Below are 20,436 nucleotides of genomic sequence, written 5' to 3' on the forward strand. Positions count from 1 at the left end.
TATGAGAGTTAATTTAGATGGAATTCATACAAATTTAAGGTTTTCGGCAGCACATATGGTAATTGGCCATGAATCCTGTGGAAAAATTCATGGACACAGTTATATAGTCGATGTTGAAGTGGATGGGGAACGAAACGGACAATTCGGTTTTGTAATAGATTTTAAAATACTAAAAAATATTACAAGGGAGATATGTAAATCATTGGATCATAGGGTGCTTATTCCAGTAAATAGTCCTGACTTGGAAGTAACTTATGAAGATGACAATTCCATAGAATTTACGGTACTTAATTGTCTTGAATATAAATTGCCTCAACAGGATGTTGTATTGCTTCCTATCACAGCAACTACTGCAGAATCTTTATCTGTTTACATTACAGAAAGTATAGTTGAAAAAATTGATAATAAGGAATTTTTAAATTATATTGAAGTTCAGGTTAACGAAGGAATTGGTCAGGGCGCATCATATCGTTATTATTTTAATGAATAAGAGGGGGTTTATTTAAATTAACTCTAAAATTATTGAAATATTTTCCAGTATCCAGGGTGAAGGATTATTGATTGGGAAACGTCAAATATTCATAAGATTCGCCGGTTGTAATATTGATTGTAAGTACTGTGACACTGAAAATAGTAAATCCGGGGATATTGGTGAATATTATTCAATAGATGAATTAAATGATATTGTTCAATCATTAATGACTCCTGATTTTGATTCATTGGAAATTACAGGTGGTGAACCATTAATTCATAGTGAATATATTAAAGATTTCCTTTTAAAATATAATTACAGGGCAATGCTTGAAACTAATGCCACATTACCTGAGAATTTACTGGATTTGGTGGATGTCATTGACATTGTTTCTATGGATATTAAATTACCCGAGCATTTTGATACAAAAAATGAGTGGTTAACTGTATATGAAAATGAATTAAAATCTATTAGGATAATGGAAGATAATAATTTAAAATATTATGTTAAAATAGTTGTATCTCCAACAACATCTACTAAAATTATTGAAGATATTTTGAATGATCTGAAGACTATTGTTAGTAGTGATGTGGAACTTATTGTTCAACCGGTTAGTCCGATGTCATTATGGGATAGTAAAAAAAATCTGTTTACAATATCCGAATTAATAGGGAAATATTATAATGTGTCAATAATCCCTCAAATTCATAAATACCTGGAAATAGAATAAGTTTCATTCACTTCTTTTTTTTTAATATTATGGTTTCCGACATAATTATCTTTTGTTGTTTTGTATTACTTTTTTGTAATTGGAACAAAGATTATTAGCTATTATTATTTAGTAATACCTTTATTCTGTCAAAAAAAAATATTTTTGTCGGAGACTCGATTAATTTAGTAATATCATTTAATGTTTAAAGAAAAGAATAGTATATAATAAAAAACATAATAGTAATTATGTTATTATAAAAATTTTTAATAACCCGGAGTAGTGATTAACATGGAATTAGAAATGGATAACAATTTTGGTATTAAAGATGCTGTAACATATGATGTTATTACAGCAAGTAGTGATACTGTTATATCGGATATAGCAGATATAATGACTAAAAATGATATTAGTTCCGTGGTTATAGAAGATGAAAAAGTAGAAGGAATAGTTACAACCAATAATATTATTTCTAAGGTTGTATCAAAAAATATTTCGCCACAGGACATATCTGCAGGCATGGTTATGGAAAAATATGTTGGAATAAATTCTGATGCTTCATTAAACGAAGCTTCTTCTGTAATGATAAAGAATAATTGTAAAGTTTTATTGGTCTTTGAAGAAGAAGAATTTAAGGGTATTTTGACTTTAACGGATATTGTTCGTGTATCCCCTGAACTTATTGAAATTTTTGTAGAACAGAAAAATATTGATGATAAAAATTTCCATGATGATGCAAACTATTCAAACGACTATGATGAAAACTTAGACGAAGGTGTTTGTGAAAACTGTGGTGTATATGGTCAATTAGATGAAAGGGATGGCCAATTCCTTTGTTCAGAATGTATCGATGATGACTTAGACAGTTAAATAATAACAGCATTCAATTATTACTTAAACAACTGATGGAGACGAATATATGAAAAATAAATTAATCAAAAAATTAAAAAACTATGATAACTTAAATTTACAAACTAAAAAAGCAGACAATGATGGAGACATAATGGACATAGCATTTAAAGATGTTGTTACAGCTTCACAAAGTTCAACCATAATTGAAATTGCAAATTTAATGAGTCAAAAAGACATCAGAAGAGTTCCAATTACAGATCCTGGAACCGGTAAATTAATTGGAATAGTAACCACAATGGATATCCTCGATTTCTTTGGAGGAGGAAAAAAATACAGTTTAATAACTGATAAACATAAAGGAAACTTCTTATCAGCTATAAACGCACCAATAAAAGAAATTATGACTACCGGCGTAAAAACAATGACTAATAAGGATACAATTCTTGATGCCGTAGATTTAATGTTGGAAGATGATATTGGAGGATTCCCTATTGTAAATTCTGAAAACAAAATTGTAGGTATGGTTACCGAAGGAGACGTTGTAAAAAAATTACAAAAATTAATTTCTGATGTTGAAGTTCAGGATGTCATGGCTACTGATTTAATTACAACAACACCTGGTACAAAAATAGAAGCAATTACAAAAATAATGGTTAGAAATTCATTAAGAAGAATTCCTATAGTGGGAGAAGACATTAAGTCAAATTCCAAAGAAGAAAAATTATTAGGTTTCATTACAGCTTCAGACATACTTAAATACATAGGTGAACATAAATTATTCGCTAAATTGTTCTCAAATGAAGGGGAAGATGTTGTAAATATTCCTGTTGAAGAATTGATGGTAACTGACGTAATATCAGTATCAAAATATGATAACCTGTCTGATGTAGCTGAAGTAATGTTTGATAAAAACATCAGAGGTTTAACAGTAGTGGACGATGAAACAGGAAAATTGATTGGTATAATTACAATAAGAGATTTATTAAAAGCTGTAATATAAAATCAATAATAATACCTCTTTTTAAATATTATTAAAAGGGAAATATTTTATACCAAAAAAGAGTAATAGTATTATTATAAGGTTTAAAAAATTTATGGAGTTGATTTTAATGACAATAGAAAATGTAATGGCTAAAGGGATAGTAACAGTACGCAAAGATCAAACAGTATCTGATGCTTTAAAACTAATGAGTAAACATAAAATCTCAAGATTGCCTGTCATCTCTCCTAAAACTGATGAACTTGTTGGAATAATCACTGAAAAAGATATGGCACTTAAAATTGCTTCAGCAAAATACGAAGATGTACCATTATCTCATATGAGAATTTCTACAATTATGACTGATAATGTTATAACTGCAGACATTTCAGAATCCAAAGTACAAGTTCTTAAAAAAATGGTTGAAAATCATATTGGTGGAATTCCAATTATGGATGGAGACAAAATTGTTGGTATGGTCACCAAAACAGACTTCTTAAAAGAAGCTGATATGGTTCCATTTGAAAATACTCAAATAAAAGATGTCATGACTAAACGTGTAATTACAGTTGGTCCTGATGACAGATTAGTACACGCAAGAAGATTAATGATTGATAATGACATTGCAAGACTGGTAGTAGTTAGCTCTGGTGTTATCATGGGTATTATAACTGCAAAAGATGTTGCAAAAACAGTTATTGATTTCAAAAAACGTGTACCTGAAAAATATCAACATTCTCAAATAAGAAACTTATTTGTACAAGAAGTTATGTCTCAAACTATTGAAACAACCACTAAAGATGCTACAATTCCTGAAGTAGCAAAAATAATGATTGAAAAAGAGTTTAGTGGAATGCCTGTGGCTGATGATAAAAACAAAGTGCAGGGTATAGTTTCAAAAACTGATTTACTAAAACACATATATGATTTCAATAGAAAAAGAGGAAATTACTAATTAATTTCCTTTAAACCTTATTTTTTTAAACACGACTATTTTTTATTTACTTTTAAAATTTTACTAATTCTTCACAATACTTAAAAATTTAGTTATACATAGTAATATATAATGGAAAAAAATAAACAGATAGGTTATCTAGGACCTGAAGGTACATTTTCTCATGAAGCTGTGTTAAACTATGTGGATGAGGATTCTAAAATTGTTCCTTTTGATAATATATTACATATTTTTGAATCAGTGGAACAAGGGGATATCGACGAAGCTGTAGTCCCTATAGAAAATTCAACCGAAGGATCAGTATTGGTAACTTTGGATGCTTTAACATATTTTGATTTAAATATTGTAAAGGAATTGGAATTGCCTATTAAACATAATCTTTTGGCACAAAAGGGTTCTTCAATAGATGACATTACAGTAATATGTTCTCATCAGCAAGCACTGGCACAATGCAGGAAATATCTTAATAAATTAAATAAACAGGTTCATGCAATGTCAAGTACTGCTACTGCAGCACGTTACGTTACGGAATTGTCCTCAGCAGCAGTTATAGGTAATGAAATTTTATCTCAGAAGTATAATCTGGAAATAATAGCCAGTAATATTCAGGATTATGATAATAATCTTACACGTTTTGTTGTTATTTCCAAATCTTTTCAGGAAGAAATTACTGGAAATGACAAAACTTCGATAGTTATCTCTCTTAAAGGAGATAAACCTGGTGGATTGTATGAAATACTGCGTGTTTTTGCTGAAGAAGATATAAATCTTACAAAAATAGAATCAAGACCTTCAAAAAAGGGAATGGGTAACTATTTGTTTTTTATTGATATGCAGGGACATAGAAATGAATCTCATATAAATAAAACATTATCCGTCATTGAATCCGAGGTAAGCATGATAAAAATATTGGGTTCGTATGCAACCATAAATGTTGGGGGGAATTAAAATAGTTAGAGAAAGCTCTCGACACAGCATAGAAAGAAAATTAAAAGAACTGGAAGAAGAAAAAGATAAGGGAAATATTTCTCTTGAAGATTATGATACTTTACGAATTCGTTATGAAAGAAAATTAGGAAACAAAGAAACAGTATCTAAATTACAGGAACAAAAAGGTTTTAAACCATCAATCATTAAAGAAAAAAAGGCTAAAAAACAAGAGTTGTATGATGATTTTGTAGATAAATATTCTAAAAGTGAAGGAAAAGACTATGGAGAAATACAACGTTCAAAAATGTTCAATAAATCTACGAAAAGAGCATTTATAATTCTTTTCATATTATTGGCATTTGCAATTGGTATTTTGGCAGGATTTTCTGCAATCAGTTCTAATCAACAGAATACAACACCGAATGTTACTATATCTGATTCTGCTTTTAGTGCTAATCAGACAATTACACAACAGACTAATATTTCTGCAGATACTTCAAATATAACTTATAACAACACTAAAAAAACAACTAAGAAAAAAACAACCACTAAAAAGTCATCAAGTTCAAATTCATCATCAAGTTCGTCTACATCCGGGTCGGATAGTAGTTCATCATCAAGCAGTAAAAAACAGTCTAGTTCAGGTTCATCAGATACAAGTAAAAAAAGTAGTTATTCTTCAAGGAGTAATTAAAAAATTGGGGTTAAAATATGAAATTAAATAAAACATTGGTATTGGTTCCATTATTAATAATTCTTGTTGTTTCATTAAGCGGTTGTATAACCGATGGTTTAATTAAATCCGGTGAAACATTTGAAGCAAATGGGATAACATTCCAATATCCTGAGAGTTGGCAAGTAGTTAATAGTGTTGCCGAAGGATCTGTAGCTGCAGTTGCATCTAAAGAGAATTCACAAATTTCAACAGTTATTCAACAGGTACCTTCAGAACTTGGAACAGATATTCAATCTGCTTGCAGTAACAATAATAAAAATTTAGTACAATCTCCAAACTATATTAACCTTCAGGAGGTTAAAACATCAGTAAATGGACAACCGGTAATTTTACATAGATATATAGTAAATGAAGCTGATGGTTCACAGAAGGAACATGTTGCTACATGGATTCAGATGAGCGATGGAAAATTATATGTAGTACTCTTTAACACACCTCTTGAATCATATGAGCAAGAAAGATCAAGTTATGATTTAATCGTCGGTACCTTTGCATTACAGGGAGATTCAAACGGTAATGGTAGCTCATTACAAGCACAATTAATGGAACGAATAAATGCGTTTTTCTCAATTTAGGGCGATAAAATGAAAATAATATTATGTATAACTGGTAGTATAGCCGCTACGGAAGATTTGAAATTAGTTCATGAATTACAAAGGCACGGGTTTGATGTTGAATGCTTTATGACTGAAGCAGCAACCGAAATAATCACTCCTTTATCAATGGAATTTGCAACTAAAAAAAGGGTAGTTACTAAGATTACTGGTTATGTTGAACATGTAACAAATGCACAGGCAGATTTAATTCTTGTTGCTCCTGCAACGGCCAATACTATCAGTAAATTTGCTCATAAAGTTGCAGACACTACAGTAACAACATTGTTATTAACGGCTAGTGGGTATGATACTCCGATATTATTTGTTCCTTCCATGCATATTTCAATGTATGATGCTATTAGTGAAAATATACGAAAGATTAGGGAAGATAACAAAAATGTCTATTTCATGGAACCTAATGAAGCTGAACGTAAGGCTAAGTTTCCGTCAAAACATGATATCGTTCTGGAAGTTGAGAGATTAACTTCAGCTAAAAAGCTGTCTGGAAAAAATGTTATGATTGCCACAGGCGCAACTTTTGAAAAAATGGATGCTATGCGTGGTTTAACTAATAGAAGTTCTGGAAGGATGGGTGTTGAAATAGCTAAGGAGTTTTATCGTCAGGGTGCAAATGTTACATTAATATGTGGTTTAATGCATGTTCATGTTCCAAAAGTCTTTGCACGGGTTGATGTAGAATCTACACGAGAAATGGTGGATGCAGTTACTCAAAGAATTAAAGATATGGATATTTATGTTTCAGTAGCAGCAATATCTGATTTTACATTTGAAGATGTATCCCTTGGAAAGATTTCTTCCGATGAGGATATAACTGTTAAATTAACAAGATTGCCTAAGTTATTGGAACAAGTTAAAAAAATTAATCCTGACGTATTTGCAGTGGGTTTTAAAGCTGAAGCAGGTCTCAATGAGGATGAGTTAATACAAAAAGCTAAAAACCGCATGCAAAAATATGATTTGGATATGATTGTTGCAAATGATATTTTGGTTGAAGATGGCGGACCCGGCTCAAATAATAATGAAGTTTACATTATTGATAAAGAGGATTATGAAAAAGTGTCCCTGGATTCTAAAAGCAATGTTTCTAAAAAAATAGTTGAAAAAGTATGTTTATTCTTTTAAACTTTTTTTGCATACTTTTTTTAAAATGATTTTTCGCAAATAAACGCAATATGGTCCTTCTCATAAGGGTCAAGTTTTATTTCTTCAATAACTTTAAGACCACCCTCTTTTAAATTCTTTTTTTCCTGCCTAAAAATATCATTTGGTTTCATTGTCACATCAATACTTCTAGCTTTTATCATTAATATGCCAATGGTATCTTCTTTTGAAAATAGTTTGAAATTATCAAGGAACAATTTTGTCTGAGTAGCTTGAGCAACATCACTATAAATTACATCTACTTTCTCAACCAGGTGTTGGTAATTTGTTGGACGGGTGGCATCATCCAATATCGGAAGAAGATTTTCACGTAAGGCCGAAACGTCAAGGAAGTCACGCATCATTGTAGGGGAAAATTCTACAGAATATATTCTACCTTCAGTACATATGTCCGAAATGTGGGAAGGGGTTGTACCGGCTGAAGCTCCTAAATATAAAACTTTGGAATCTTTTTTAAATGGAAATGTATGCAATCCCTTAATAATGCTTGCAGCTAATTTGGAACGTCTGGGATTCCATAAACGCAATTCCTTGTCTTCATATTCCAGCAATTTTTCCTGATAAACCTGTACGCCGGGAGTTAAATTAACAGTAGCTATATTATTGTCTACCTGATAAACATTTTCACCGATCTTATTAATCTGCATAATTTTTCCTCCTAGTAATTGTATTCTCCTTTACGTAATTTCCTCTTGTTACGTTTCTTTTTCTTTCCCTTTTCTTTTTTAGATTTTTTTCCTTTCTTGGACTTTTTATCATTCTCTTCTTTTTTATTTTTTTTACGTTCAGGGAAAGGATGTGATTTTTTAATTTCTTCAATTCGTTCATCGAGTTCAACTTTTAAGTTCGGATCATATTCATTACTGAAAGCGTCTTTTCTTGCGGCAATAGTAATTTTGCTTGCTACAGCACGTGCCAGTTTACCTCTTACCCACCAGTTAGAACCGCGAATGCTTGGATGTTGGAAGATAAGACCATGTTTAGGGGGATTTTCACCAGTCTTCAAATGTCTAAATATTGCTTTTTCTGCCCCGATAATCTGTATGGTACTGCTTGGAAGTTTTGCAAGATTTTCCAATCCATTAGTGTGTGCAATTAATTTGGCGGCAAGATTGGCACCTGCAACGTCATACATATTGGGTGCAACCTCTTTAATTTTTTCATCAATATATTCTTCCAGTTCATTTTTACTTTCATATAAACTGTAAACGCTGTTTGCAAATGATTTGATAATTTCCAAATCACTTTCACTAATGTCCACATCATAATTTTCGGATAAAGAAACATGTGTATTATCTAAAATTCTGGAGTTTATGATGTTTTCACGGGATGTTTGTGTTGCAATAACTTTGGAATACAATTCATGATTATGTAACTTTTCCATCTCAGGCAAATAAGGAGTACACCATTCACGTAAACGTTCAATTAATTTTCCGGCAGTATCTTCAATTTCTTCAAGTGAATTGATTGTTTCAACAATCATAACGTCATTTGTTTTAATTGATTCCCTAATTTTTTCGGAAGTTATCTCATTGTAAGTTTCATTCATTGTCTTTCTTATGTTCGCATCAGTAAGTTGAGTTAATACTTCATCAAAATGTTCTCTGATATAGTCTCCATGAACGGTAGTCTTTTCAACAGATATTTTTTCTATTTCATCAATTTCATAACTGGACTTTGTTTTAAGTGTTTCAATGATAATTTCATCATATTTTTCGGAAAGTCTTGTTATAAGTTCAAGTTCTTCTTCGATGATCTGTTTCTGTTGAATTTTCTCTAAAATTTCAATCTGTTTTTTCTCAAACAAGAATTTATCAACAACATTAAATTCTTCATCTGTAGCAATAAATCCAAAACTAGTTGTGGTAATAAAAGCTTTCATGTATAATATTTTTAGTATTATTAATTAATATTAATTAAGTTTGAAAGACAAAAATTATAATGATAAAAAATTTACTCTATAAATCAAAAGATAGGAAAATAGTATTATGTTAAAATCTGACATTTTGGGAATGAAACTTAAAAATCCATTATTTTTAGCAGCAGGTATTCTTGGTACAACTGCAAGTGGTATGAAAATGGTTGCAAATGCAGGTGCTGGTGGAATTGTAACAAAATCATTTAGTTTGGAGGCAAATGATGGTTATGATAATCCAACAATTGTTAAAATAGAAGGTGGAGTAATAAACTCGGTGGGTCTGGCAAGTCCGGGAGTTGAAGCAAAAAAGGAAGAACTTAAAGAACTGCAGGAAATGAGAAAGGAAACGCCGGTTATAGCTTCAATTTATGGTGATAGTGAAGAGGTATTTTGTGAAGTTGCAGAACGTACAAAAGATCTTGTGGATGCATTCGAACTAAATGTGTCCTGTCCACATGCAAAATGTGGTTTTGGTTCAAACATTGGTGAAAATCCTGAGATGACTTATGACATTGTCAGCAGTGTTAAAGATGCTATTAAAGATGTGCCAATAGTTGTTAAATTAACGCCAAACGTCACGGACATTACTGAAATTGCTAAGGCAAGTCAGGATGCCGGAGCCGATGCATTAACATTGATAAACAGTGTTGGTCCTGGTTTAAGGATTGATTATCAAACTGCAAGACCAATATTGAATAATGTTCTTGGTGGAATAGCAGGGCCAATGATAAAACCTATAGCATTAAAGTGTGTATACAATACTTACAAAACAGTGGATATACCAATATTTGGTGTTGGTGGAATAAAAGATTATAAGGATGTTCTTGAATTCATGTATGCAGGAGCAAGTTTACTGCAGATTGGAACATCAATTATGTATTCCGGACCGGAAATATTCCAGACAATTTCCGATGATTTAAGTAATTTCTTGGAAGAGAATGGATACAAGAATGTGACAGAGATAATAGGATTATCACATGAGTTATAAGGAGTGTTTATATTGATAAAAAATGTTTACGATGATGAAGTGCCAAAAGTTGTTACAATTCAGGAAACAATAATTGAAACACCGACCGTTAAAACTTTTGTATTTCCCTTTGAAATTACGGAGGATATACATCCGGGACAGTTTGTAATGGTATGGGATTTGACTAATGAAAAACCTATGACAATTTCTATTATTGACAGAGAAAACAATCTTATGGGAATAACAGTACGTAAAGCCGGGCCTTTCACAAACAATATGTATGATAATATTGATGTAGGCGATAAAATAGGTATCCGCGGACCTTATGGTCATGGATATGACTTATCTGATTATAAGAAAGTGTTGGCTGTAGGTGGAGGTTCAGGTATTGCTTCGTTAGCTCCATTATTATCCTTCTATGATAATGTTGAATTAATATCTGCAGCTTCCACAAAAGATGAATTGGTATTTGTGGATAGGTTTAAAAAAGAGGGCATTTCTGTACATGAATGTACCGATGATGGTAGTTGTGGTTTCTGTGGTTTCAGTACTCAATTGGCCGAAGAAATGTTAGCTGAAGGAGATTACGATATAATTGTTGGATGCGGACCCGAAATTATGTCTTACAAACTTCTGGAATTAAGTGAAAAATATGATGTTGACTGTCAATTGGCCTTGGACAGATATATGAAATGCGGATTAGGAATCTGTGGACAATGCTGTATAGATGATACGGGTTATAGGGTATGTGTTGAAGGACCTGTATTTGATAAAGAACAGTTAAGTCAGTTATCCGAGTTTGGTAAGTATCGTAGGGATGCTGCGGGAAGTATTGTTAAGTATTGATACTTCTCTTTTATTTTTTAAACAATTATATTATAACTTAATAAGTTATAACTAATAAGTTATAAAAAAAATTAGATTAATTTGGTTTGTTTTGTTCCACCAATAATCTCTTCAAAATCCAATCCTTTACTAAAAGCAAGATCTGTATTAACACGATAATTGTTGCTACGGGTTACGTGCAAATCTTCTAATTTTATGAATCTCCAAGGTTTTCTAATAAATTTGGCGCCGACATACGGTTTTGCACCAAAAATTTCAGAAAATTCTATTAAATTAGTAATCTTTTCATTATCTATATAAATATGGTCTTGTTTAGTAGATTTAACTTCAATTGCAAGATATAACTTACTATTTCCTGCAAGAACATCAGGTAATGGTCTTTTAGTAGCACCACCACTTGCAGGTGCACGCATAGCTGCAAAACCTGCTTCCCATAATTTGTTTACCAAATCTCTTTCTTCAACAGAACCCGTTTTACTCATATTATTAATTCCAAAAAATTATAATTATATCTTTATTAAACATTCCTTATTAATTTTGAATTTTCTTTTAAACTTTAACTTCTATTATTATAAGTAATTATTAAATAAGTTATAACTTATAACTTAGTTACTTATATGATTATTATCATCAAAAAAAAAATATCTTTAAAAAGAGGAAGATTTAAAAATTATAATTTAAATCCTGTTCCAATAAATTGAGCAACATCACGTCCTGTGTCATCACTTACATCCACATTAATGATGGATGTTGTTCGGCCATTTTTTCTGCACGTTGCTTTTGCAATCAGTTTATCGCCTTTGGGTGCACTGAGGTATAATATATTTACATTCTGAGCTACAGTTAATGAATGTATATTGTTTGATAATATAGCAAACGCAAAGTCAGCAAGTGTAAATATGGCTCCACCCATTACTCCGCCATATGCATTTCTATGATTGTCATTAAGTTCCATGCTACAGATACAATATTCTTCAGTAAGTTCATCTAAAGTAACTCCTGCATTTGTAGCAAATTTATCATTTTTAAAATTTTTTCGAGCTTCCTCAAGTGTTTTATATGTTCCCATTATATCACATGTATTCTATTTAACTAAATTTAATTAATATTTTATATGTATATTATCATTAAAAAAATGTTTCATCGATATATCAATTTTTATAATATATGGTTCCTTTTTTTTCAATTTTATTAATTTTTACTCTTGATTGAAATTTCATTGTAAAACCATGGGGGTATTATGAAATTTATGAAAAATACTTTTAATAATAAAAACAGATATAGAATTAACGATATTACTAATATCGTTTTTAGATTTTTTATTAATTGATTTAAAGGGAGGTAACTATGAAAACGAAGTATTTGTTCTCATTTATCGCATTAATTATATTATTTTTTTCAGTAAGTTGTGTTTTTGCAGTAGATGATTTTACTACATTGGATCAATCTGCTTCTGTAAGTCAGGAATCTGATATTACTCTTGAAAAAATTAATCAAGTAAATGTAGATAATCATGTATCGATTAAGGGTAACGTAACGGATAATAATGGTCAAGCCATTAAAAATACTGATGTTAATGTTTCATTAACAAGATTAGGTTATGGTGATAATGAATATTTGCCTGTAGCTTCAGAAATTATAAAAACTGATGAAAATGGTGTTTATAATTATTCTTATAAATCCGATATTGGTGGACAATTAAATATCACTGTATTTAATAAAGATATTAACAAAGGGGTTAATGCATCAGTATTTATCGCACCAAAATCTACAAATGTTTCAATGACTGATCTTGAAGATATTGATTTGGGAGATGCTGTTAATATTACCGGAAAATTAACGGATTGTGACGGTAATGTTCTTAGATATACTGGAGTTGGTGTATTGATTTCAGGTAAAGGATACGGTGAAAAAAATATAACCCAATATGTTAAGGAATACGTCAAAACGGATAAAGATGGTAATTACAATTATCTTTACAAACCAGTTGTTGGTGGAAGTTTAGATGTATGCGTTTATTATGGGGGATATCATTATTACCGATTTAATCAATCAACTTCACATTTATGGGTCATGCCAAAATCAACCAAGGTTTCATTAAATGAAATACAAAAAACTGGTGATGAAATTTTCACGATAAGTGGTAGATTAACTGATGTGAATGATAAACCTTTGAGAAATACTAGTGTTGGATTATTATTCAATGGCGGTGAGAAAGTATATGTTAAAACGGATCTGTCCGGAAATTTCACCTATGATTACATTCCTAAGTATACTGGAATAACAAGAGTTACAGCATACTATCCGGGATATCAAGTTTACAGATTCAACAAAACAGAAACTGTACTTGATGTTGATGCAAAAGAATTAATTGTTACTATAGAGCCTATTAAAGATGTTTTTGTAGGGGATAATATTATAGTATATGGTAAAGTGACAGATGAAAATGGAGTTTCAATAAGTAATATGGATGTTGAAGTGGTATTACCAAAAGAGTATACTCGAGATAAAAAAGATGTTACAAGGAAAGATAGGACATATAATGGTTTATTCTCGGCTAATTTTGAATATTACCGTACTCATCCGGTTGATGGAAATATAACTTTATTAATAAATATAATTGGAAATAAAAAGCCAGTAAATATAAATACATATACTTTCGAGTATCCTAAACCAGTTACTAAAATAGGTAGGGTGATTTTGGATCCTATAAAAAATATTACATTTGGTGAAAATTTAACAATATCTGGTAAAGTCATTGATGAAAATAATATGCCAATTAAACATAGAAAAATGACGATTTTCATTGATGATTCTAGAAAATTTGTTACAACAGATGAAAATGGATTATTTGCTCTATCAACTAGTTATTTGGATCCTAGTGGTCATGATATAGGTCAACATCATGTGTATGTATTATTTGATCATCAAAATAATTTTTTCGAGGATAAAGTAGTTCAATCATCAGAATTTTCAATTAAAGATTTAACTGACTATTCAAATTTTCCAATGTATACTTTTGATATCTTAAGTTCATATAATAGGAATGCATTTTTATCATTCGATATAGTATGGGCAGCTCGCTATAGAGATGATTATCAATCAACTGTTGTAGCCGCTTTTATTTTTGATGATTCAGGTAACACTGATGGAATTAATGGTTTTGGTACTTCTCGTAAATATCATCCAATAAGTTTTTCAAGTGCGGGTTGTGATTTTTCAAAACAGTCAGCAACATATACGTTATATGCAAGAAAAATTTATTATTCGACTGTTACTACTGTTAAATATTTAGTAAGGATAGGAACTCCAAATTCTTTAAGATATTATTATTATAACTCTTCTAAATTCACTGAAAGCAATCAATATGTGCAAAATAATGACTATAAATGGTTGAGAATTGCGAAAGTCACTGTGGATAATGGAGAATTCAAATCAATTGAACATCTTCTTCCAGTGGATGAGGAATATGTAACATATTATTAAAAATCCTTTTTTTTCTTTTTTTTGAAAATTATTTTTTAAATTTATTTTGTAAAGATTTATTGTTTATATAAATCCAATGAGTAATCTCTTTTTAAAATTAGCATATTATAATTGATGATTTTTAAAATTTTATTAGAATAGTTAGAAAGGTGGTTAAAAAAAAGAAATGTATTGATTCTAAACGAATCTATACGATTCCTTGAGCTTGCATAGCTTCTGCTACTTTTTCGAATCCTGCTATGTTTGCACCAGCAACGTAGTCGTTACCTTGTTCGTATTTGTTACAGCTGTCTTCAATTTGTTTGAAGATGTTTTGCATAATGTTTGCGAGTTTGTTGTCAACTTCTTCAAAGGTCCAGTGTAATCTTTCTGAGTTTTGACTCATTTCAAGAGCTGATACAGCTACTCCACCAGCATTTGCTGCTTTTGCAGGACCGAATACTACGCCGTTGTCTTGTAAGTATTTTGTTGCTTCAAGAGTTGTAGGCATGTTTGCTCCTTCTACTAAAGCAAAGTAGTTGTTGGATACGATGTTTTTAGCGTCGTCGATGTCAACTTCGTTTTGTGTTGCACAAGGTAGTGCTACATCTGCTTCAACAGACCATACACCTTTACCTTCGTGGTATTCTGCGGATGGTTTTTCTGCTGCGTAGTCACTCATTCTGAGTCTTCTTACTTCTTTGATATCTTTGAGTAATGCTACATCAATTCCTTCTGGGTCGTATACCCATCCGGTTGAATCGGATGCTGTTACTACATTTGCACCTAATTGTTGTGCTTTTTCAATTGCGTAAGTAGCTACGTTTCCTGAACCGGATACTGTTACGGTTTTACCATCTAATGATTCGCCGTTTGCTTTTAATACTTCTCTTGTGAAGTATAATAATCCGTATCCTGTTGCTTCGGTTCTTGCTAATGATCCACCATAGGTTAATCCTTTACCAGTTAATACTCCTTCGTATTGTTTGGTTAATCTTTTGTATTGTCCGTATAAGTAACCTATTTCACGACCACCTACACCTATATCTCCTGCAGGTACGTCCTGGTCTTGTCCTATGTGTCTGTATAATTCATTCATGAAACTTTGACAGAATGCCATTACTTCACGGTCTGATTTACCTTTAGGATCAAAGTTGGATCCTCCTTTTCCTCCACCAATTGGAAGTCCGGTTAATGAGTTTTTGAATATTTGTTCAAATCCTAAGAATTTTATAATACCTATGTTAACGGAAGGGTGGAATCTTAATCCTCCTTTGTAAGGACCAATTGCACTGTTAAATTGTACACGGTATCCGGTGTTAACTTGTACTTGTCCTTCATCATCTACCCAAGGAACTCTGAATTTGATTTGTCTTTCAGGGTTTGCTAATCTTTCTAGAAGTGCATCTTTTCTGTATTGTTCTTCATTTGCATCTACTACTACTTCTATAGATTTGTATACTTCGTTTAATGTTTGGTGAAATTCTGGTTCACCTGGGTTTTCTTTTGTAATTTGTTCAATTACTTCATCAACATATGACATGATGTTTTTTCTCCTCTATAATAATTTTATTATTTCTTAGTATCGTTTGGTATTAAGAACATAGGAAACATATTTCCGTTTCCTCTACACTTATATATGGTTTTCATAGTATTTATAATTATTTTTTATAGTGTTTAAAAAAGCTATTTTGTTTAATTTTATAGTTATTTAAATTAATTTTTCTAAAAATTTTTTAAACCTTGTCCTTTTTTCTTTATTTTGTTTAATTCTGTGATTCTATTTTTATGTTTTTGTTTTATCAAATTCTTTGTTATAACTACTATCTTATTAACTTATATCTTATTTCTTATAACTAAAAAGTTATAACTTATAACTTATAATAATAATATTTAAAAAAAATAAATTAGGAAAACATGGCATCGGATTTTACAAACTCTTTATGACTTTCACTGATTGCATAATCAATATCTTCATCAGTTATCACTTCTTTAGACTCAGATATTGCCTTATGAAGTGCTGTCTTTAAAACTTTTTGTTTAATGTCCCTACCAGAAAAACCTTTGGTTTTTTCAACACAATCATTTAAATTAAACATACATTCCAAAGGTAAAGTTTTCATATTTTTCTCTAAAATTTTTAACCTATCCTCTTCATCAGGTAATGTAAATTCAATCTCTTCCTCGAACCTGCTTCTAATAGCATAATCAAGCAATGATGGATTATTGGTAGCACAAATTGTTATAACGCTATCATTATCGTCCATACCATCCATTTCAGTAAGAAGAGCATTTACTATTTCTGTAACGTCTCCTCTCAGTGATTGGTATTTTCTCTCCAGGGCAATAGCATCAATCTCATCAATAAATATGACTGTAGGTTTTTTAAGTCTGGCTTGAGCATACAGCTCATGGATTTGACTGGAACCATCACCTACATGATTACCTATTAAACTTGTTGCTTTAATCATTTGAATATTAACATTTAATTCATTTGCCAAAGCTTGAGCAAGCATGGTTTTACCGGTACCCGGCATACCATAAAATAATATGTTTTTAGGGGCCCATCCATTAAATTTTTCAGGTTCCTCCAGATACTTTGTAATAATTTTTGTTTTTGATTTAGCCTTTTCCTGACCTATAACGTCATCAAAGCAAATGTCTCTTTGAGTTTTTAAAAGGTTCACATTACTTTCCGGAGCAATTACTAATATGGATGTATTGTTGGTAATATATGAATTGTCCGGTCTTGCTTCTGCAACCTGGAAAGCAAAATCAGGCATTAATTTCTGATCAAAGATGTACTGATTTTTATGTACTCTATAGCCATTCCATTGTTCCTTTGCATATATCTCAAATAATTCTTTATTACTTACTTCAATTTGAGGAGATTCAATGAAATTACTTTCAACCGGGTAACCAACCGGTTCCAATACTAACAATTTTGTTTCTATTCTGTTTTGGACGATTTGTTGTCTAATCTGTTGATCAGTCATGTATCTATTATCATTTCTATTTTTCATTGTATCACCCCTTTTAATTTGGATTATATTTTGATAATTATATGATTTTCTTCATCTTTATCCATATTAAACTCAACGTCATCTAATCCTTTATAAAGAATATCAAATATTTCCCATAACGTATCATCATCGGCTTTAATCACTATGGAAGTTTCCTCTTTTTCAACAATAATGTTGGGAAAATCGTTTTTTAAATCATTAATTATCTGGTTTTGTAATTTTTCTTTTGACATAACAATCCTAGATTAATAAATATTGGATTTTTTCTGCAGCTATGGCTCCTTGTCCTTCTGCCACCACAATCTGTTTTATTCCACCGGTAACATCACCAACAGCATAGATTCCATCACCATTGGTTTTCATGTTTTTATCTGTGACGATATATCCTAAATCATCACATTCAACACCTAACTCCAATGCTAACTGATTATTTGGAATATTTCCTATGGCAATGAATATGCCGCTTACCTTGACAGTTATTTCTTCGCCTGTCATTCTGTTGGAAATTACAGCTTCTTCTACTCGCATATCTCCCTTGACTTCTTTCAATTCACTGTTCCAATAAACGGGGATTTTATTTTTTGCAAGATCTTCCTGTAGTTTAATATCACATCTTAATGTGTCACGTCTGTGTACAATGCTACATTTCACGCCGATACGTTTCAGGTATAAAGCTTCGGTAGCTGCACTGTTTCCTCCACCGATAACAAGAACTTCTTTGTCAACGAAGAAATTTCCATCACATACGGCACAGTATGATACACCTCTGCCCGTAAATTCTTCAACACCAGGAGCATCCAATGTTTGATGGGTGGATCCTGTTGCAAGTATTAAAAATTGTGAACTGAAATTACCCTTATTTGTTTCAAGGTTATAACTTAAACCAATTGCCTTTTCAATTTTTGTGATATTTACAAATTCAATTATTTCACAGTACTGTTTTGCCTGTTCGGAAGTACTTTTCATTAAGTCCATACCAGGTACTTTGTCAATACCTGGGAAATTTTCCACTAGGGGGGCAGTATTTGCAGTACCTCCACACTGGGCTTTATCCAAGATTAAGGTATTGAGTCCTGCACGTCCTGCATAAATGCCTGCAGTAAGACCGGCAGGTCCTGCTCCTATTATAATAAGATCATACATATAATTTCACTTTTATTCTTTTTTTAATAAATAATAATTATATATGTATTATTCTTTTAGTTAAAATTTTACATATTTGATTTTTTCTATTCAAAAGATTGATTTTTAAATTTTATATACTATTCTTATCATATAAAATATTGGAAGAATATTTTTAAATAAAAATATATTAAATGCTTCGAGGTTTTTCAATTGGTTAATAATTTTAAGTTTTTTGTAGCTAAAACATTAGGTAAATTATCATTTCCTATTTTAAAGGTTTTACCTACGGGAGGAAAAAGTTTTCCCGGTTTGGTTTATTTAAACATTGCAGGAAAAGAAGCATTGGGTGATTTATCTAATCATCAGATAGATGACGGTTCTATATTAATCACTGGGACAAATGGTAAGACAACCACAACCACCATGATAATAAAAATATTGTCTAATGATTATAAATTAGCCACGTCTGTGGGAAACAACACAATTTATGCTTTAGCAACAGGTTTACTTCATGATAAAGGACAAATGGGTGTGTTTGAGTATGGAATAAGGGATATTGCACACGGAACACCTGATCTGATTTGTGATCAGATTCAACCAATATGTGTTGTTTATACTAATATTTCAAGAGAACATACTCAGGTTGCCGGAGTAAAAAATCCATTTAAGGATTATGTAAAAGCTAAAACCTTATTGTCCGAATCAATGCATGATGGAATATTGATTACAAATGCGGATGATCCAAATACAACATTCATAGGATTAAATAAAGAAAAAGATAATCATGTTATTTATTATGGATTGGAATTGGAGGATTATGAAGATATTTTTGTAGAAGAAGATGTTTTATGTCCAAACTGTAATAATAATTTGGAATATACCAATCATTATTTTAATCAAAGAGGAATTTACCATTGCAGTTGTGGTTTCAAAAGACCGGAACCTGATGTCAAATTAACAAGATTGCTACAAGAGAATAACAAATATTATATTACAATTGATGTGGATGCATATAACTATCGTAAAAAGAATAATATCCAGTACACATTGGAAATGGAATTGCCTGTTGTGGGAATACATAATTTATACAACTGTTTGGCAACAATAGCAACATACACGGCATTCACGGATAAAGAAAATATTAAAGATAATGTAATTAATTTCTTTGAAAACTATGAGTTTGTAATACCTCCCGGACGATTTGAAATTATTAAAATAGGTGGAAAAACTATCGGAGTAGGTCAGGGAGATAATGGGGATGCACTAAAAGTCAATTCCCTGTTGATGAAGAATTATGTTGATGATGAATTGGAATTTATTTATACAACGCCTGATGTAAATGAGGAAGAAATATTTGAAGATCACTGTTTATCAATTAAGGGATTAAATCCTGATAAACTTGTTGTAATGCCCGGACGGGTTTCAACTGAAATTTCAGAGGAATATTATAATCAAATTAAGGATCAATTCAATTCGGAATATTGTCCTGTAGAATTTGACTTTGAGAAAAGAATCAATAAAGTATTGGAATTGATTAAAAATTCAGAATATAATTATATTATTATCTCAGGTTGTGGTGAAGAAATAATCTTTTGGGATGAATTAAAGAAAAAAATCAGACAATTGAATTTATAAATGGTATTTTTACCAATTACTTTTTTTTATAAAATAAAAGGAGTTT

At 31.0% G+C, this 20,436-nt stretch carries 21 protein-coding genes; 13 read left to right on the forward strand and 8 right to left on the reverse strand.

What is annotated here, in order from left to right:
* Position 1 precedes the first annotated feature (1 nt).
* From QZZ11_RS02620 to coaBC, 9 genes are all read left to right on the forward strand, one after another.
* A complete protein-coding gene (locus QZZ11_RS02620) occupies positions 2-490 on the forward strand; it encodes a 6-pyruvoyl tetrahydropterin synthase family protein (RefSeq protein ID WP_292473330.1) in 489 nt (162 codons plus the stop codon).
* Between the two features lie 49 nt (positions 491-539).
* Positions 540-1,202 (forward strand): 7-carboxy-7-deazaguanine synthase QueE, encoded by a 663-nt coding sequence (locus QZZ11_RS02625; protein WP_292473382.1) that lies wholly within the window; start codon positions 540-542, stop codon positions 1,200-1,202.
* A gap of 270 nt (positions 1,203-1,472) precedes the next feature.
* Complete coding sequence (locus QZZ11_RS02630; protein WP_292473332.1) at positions 1,473-2,051, forward strand: CBS domain-containing protein; 579 nt, start codon at positions 1,473-1,475, stop codon at positions 2,049-2,051.
* A gap of 49 nt (positions 2,052-2,100) precedes the next feature.
* Positions 2,101-3,033: a CBS domain-containing protein gene (locus tag QZZ11_RS02635; RefSeq protein ID WP_292473334.1), complete on the forward strand. Its 933-nt coding sequence runs from the start codon at positions 2,101-2,103 to the stop codon at positions 3,031-3,033.
* Positions 3,034-3,142: 109 nt separating this feature from the next.
* Complete coding sequence (locus QZZ11_RS02640; RefSeq protein ID WP_292473337.1) at positions 3,143-3,967, forward strand: CBS domain-containing protein; 825 nt, start codon at positions 3,143-3,145, stop codon at positions 3,965-3,967.
* A gap of 111 nt (positions 3,968-4,078) precedes the next feature.
* Entirely contained in the window at positions 4,079-4,915 is an 837-nt protein-coding gene (gene pheA / locus QZZ11_RS02645; RefSeq protein WP_292473339.1) for a prephenate dehydratase, read from the forward strand.
* Positions 4,902-5,591, forward strand: coding sequence for a hypothetical protein (locus QZZ11_RS02650; protein WP_292473341.1), 690 nt, complete (start codon positions 4,902-4,904; stop codon positions 5,589-5,591). Before pheA ends, QZZ11_RS02650 begins: the two co-directional genes overlap by 14 nt.
* A gap of 17 nt (positions 5,592-5,608) precedes the next feature.
* Entirely contained in the window at positions 5,609-6,208 is a 600-nt protein-coding gene (locus QZZ11_RS02655) for a PsbP-related protein (protein WP_292473343.1), read from the forward strand.
* A gap of 9 nt (positions 6,209-6,217) precedes the next feature.
* Complete coding sequence (coaBC, locus tag QZZ11_RS02660; RefSeq protein ID WP_292473345.1) at positions 6,218-7,372, forward strand: bifunctional phosphopantothenoylcysteine decarboxylase/phosphopantothenate--cysteine ligase CoaBC; 1,155 nt, start codon at positions 6,218-6,220, stop codon at positions 7,370-7,372.
* Between the two features lie 20 nt (positions 7,373-7,392).
* Here the strand turns inward: coaBC and QZZ11_RS02665 are convergent, their stop codons facing one another.
* Positions 7,393-8,058 (reverse strand): fibrillarin-like rRNA/tRNA 2'-O-methyltransferase, encoded by a 666-nt coding sequence (locus tag QZZ11_RS02665; RefSeq protein WP_292473347.1) that lies wholly within the window; start codon positions 8,056-8,058, stop codon positions 7,393-7,395.
* An 11-nt stretch (positions 8,059-8,069) separates the two neighbouring features.
* Positions 8,070-9,293, reverse strand: a complete 1,224-nt coding sequence (locus QZZ11_RS02670) for an ATP-binding protein (protein ID WP_292473349.1) — start codon at positions 9,291-9,293, stop codon at positions 8,070-8,072.
* Between the two features lie 106 nt (positions 9,294-9,399).
* On the opposite strand from QZZ11_RS02670, the gene QZZ11_RS02675 reads away from it, so the two are divergent.
* A complete protein-coding gene (locus QZZ11_RS02675) occupies positions 9,400-10,317 on the forward strand; it encodes a dihydroorotate dehydrogenase (protein ID WP_292473351.1) in 918 nt (305 codons plus the stop codon).
* Positions 10,318-10,329: 12 nt separating this feature from the next.
* Entirely contained in the window at positions 10,330-11,142 is an 813-nt protein-coding gene (locus tag QZZ11_RS02680; protein WP_292473353.1) for a dihydroorotate dehydrogenase electron transfer subunit, read from the forward strand.
* A 71-nt stretch (positions 11,143-11,213) separates the two neighbouring features.
* Here the strand turns inward: QZZ11_RS02680 and hjc are convergent, their stop codons facing one another.
* Together hjc and QZZ11_RS02690 are read right to left on the reverse strand one after the other, a co-directional pair.
* Positions 11,214-11,624 (reverse strand): Holliday junction resolvase Hjc, encoded by a 411-nt coding sequence (hjc, locus tag QZZ11_RS02685; RefSeq protein ID WP_292473355.1) that lies wholly within the window; start codon positions 11,622-11,624, stop codon positions 11,214-11,216.
* 188 nt (positions 11,625-11,812) lie between these two features.
* Entirely contained in the window at positions 11,813-12,211 is a 399-nt protein-coding gene (locus tag QZZ11_RS02690) for a PaaI family thioesterase (protein ID WP_292473358.1), read from the reverse strand.
* Between the two features lie 278 nt (positions 12,212-12,489).
* Between QZZ11_RS02690 and QZZ11_RS02695 the strand changes: the two genes are divergently transcribed.
* Complete coding sequence (locus tag QZZ11_RS02695) at positions 12,490-14,628, forward strand: hypothetical protein (protein ID WP_292473360.1); 2,139 nt, start codon at positions 12,490-12,492, stop codon at positions 14,626-14,628.
* 187 nt (positions 14,629-14,815) lie between these two features.
* On the opposite strand, the gene gdhA is transcribed toward QZZ11_RS02695, so the two are convergent.
* The 4 genes from gdhA to QZZ11_RS02715 form a co-directional block, all read right to left on the reverse strand.
* A complete protein-coding gene (gene gdhA / locus QZZ11_RS02700; RefSeq protein ID WP_292473362.1) occupies positions 14,816-16,150 on the reverse strand; it encodes an NADP-specific glutamate dehydrogenase in 1,335 nt (444 codons plus the stop codon).
* 364 nt (positions 16,151-16,514) lie between these two features.
* Positions 16,515-17,630, reverse strand: a complete 1,116-nt coding sequence (locus tag QZZ11_RS02705) for an AAA family ATPase (RefSeq protein WP_292473364.1) — start codon at positions 17,628-17,630, stop codon at positions 16,515-16,517.
* A gap of 23 nt (positions 17,631-17,653) precedes the next feature.
* Complete coding sequence (locus QZZ11_RS02710; protein ID WP_292473366.1) at positions 17,654-17,863, reverse strand: hypothetical protein; 210 nt, start codon at positions 17,861-17,863, stop codon at positions 17,654-17,656.
* Positions 17,864-17,870: 7 nt separating this feature from the next.
* Complete coding sequence (locus tag QZZ11_RS02715; protein ID WP_292473368.1) at positions 17,871-18,773, reverse strand: FAD-dependent oxidoreductase; 903 nt, start codon at positions 18,771-18,773, stop codon at positions 17,871-17,873.
* A gap of 192 nt (positions 18,774-18,965) precedes the next feature.
* Between QZZ11_RS02715 and QZZ11_RS02720 the strand changes: the two genes are divergently transcribed.
* Positions 18,966-20,390 (forward strand): Mur ligase family protein, encoded by a 1,425-nt coding sequence (locus tag QZZ11_RS02720; protein WP_292473370.1) that lies wholly within the window; start codon positions 18,966-18,968, stop codon positions 20,388-20,390.
* The last annotated feature ends 46 nt before the right edge of the window (positions 20,391-20,436 follow it).

The sequence above is a fragment of the Methanosphaera sp. genome (genome assembly GCF_016282985.1).
Taxonomy (GTDB): Archaea; Methanobacteriota; Methanobacteria; order Methanobacteriales; family Methanobacteriaceae; genus Methanosphaera.

Bases quoted from the DNA above. Each gene is read 5' to 3' on its own strand.
- QZZ11_RS02670 (WP_292473349.1), bottom strand. From the start codon at position 9,293: ATGAAAGCTTTTATTACCACAACTAGTTTTGGATTTATTGCTACAGAT.
- QZZ11_RS02675 (WP_292473351.1), top strand. From the start codon at position 9,400: ATGTTAAAATCTGACATTTTGGGAATGAAACTTAAAAATCCATTATTT.
- QZZ11_RS02655 (WP_292473343.1), top strand. From the start codon at position 5,609: ATGAAATTAAATAAAACATTGGTATTGGTTCCATTATTAATAATTCTT.
- QZZ11_RS02635 (WP_292473334.1), top strand. From the start codon at position 2,101: ATGAAAAATAAATTAATCAAAAAATTAAAAAACTATGATAACTTAAAT.
- QZZ11_RS02710 (WP_292473366.1), bottom strand. From the start codon at position 17,863: ATGTCAAAAGAAAAATTACAAAACCAGATAATTAATGATTTAAAAAAC.
- QZZ11_RS02705 (WP_292473364.1), bottom strand. From the start codon at position 17,630: ATGAAAAATAGAAATGATAATAGATACATGACTGATCAACAGATTAGA.
- gdhA (WP_292473362.1), bottom strand. From the start codon at position 16,150: ATGTCATATGTTGATGAAGTAATTGAACAAATTACAAAAGAAAACCCA.
- QZZ11_RS02690 (WP_292473358.1), bottom strand. From the start codon at position 12,211: ATGGGAACATATAAAACACTTGAGGAAGCTCGAAAAAATTTTAAAAAT.
- QZZ11_RS02640 (WP_292473337.1), top strand. From the start codon at position 3,143: ATGACAATAGAAAATGTAATGGCTAAAGGGATAGTAACAGTACGCAAA.
- hjc (WP_292473355.1), bottom strand. From the start codon at position 11,624: ATGAGTAAAACGGGTTCTGTTGAAGAAAGAGATTTGGTAAACAAATTA.
- QZZ11_RS02630 (WP_292473332.1), top strand. From the start codon at position 1,473: ATGGAATTAGAAATGGATAACAATTTTGGTATTAAAGATGCTGTAACA.
- QZZ11_RS02695 (WP_292473360.1), top strand. From the start codon at position 12,490: ATGAAAACGAAGTATTTGTTCTCATTTATCGCATTAATTATATTATTT.
- coaBC (WP_292473345.1), top strand. From the start codon at position 6,218: ATGAAAATAATATTATGTATAACTGGTAGTATAGCCGCTACGGAAGAT.
- QZZ11_RS02715 (WP_292473368.1), bottom strand. From the start codon at position 18,773: ATGTATGATCTTATTATAATAGGAGCAGGACCTGCCGGTCTTACTGCA.
- QZZ11_RS02665 (WP_292473347.1), bottom strand. From the start codon at position 8,058: ATGCAGATTAATAAGATCGGTGAAAATGTTTATCAGGTAGACAATAAT.
- pheA (WP_292473339.1), top strand. From the start codon at position 4,079: ATGGAAAAAAATAAACAGATAGGTTATCTAGGACCTGAAGGTACATTT.
- QZZ11_RS02620 (WP_292473330.1), top strand. From the start codon at position 2: ATGAGAGTTAATTTAGATGGAATTCATACAAATTTAAGGTTTTCGGCA.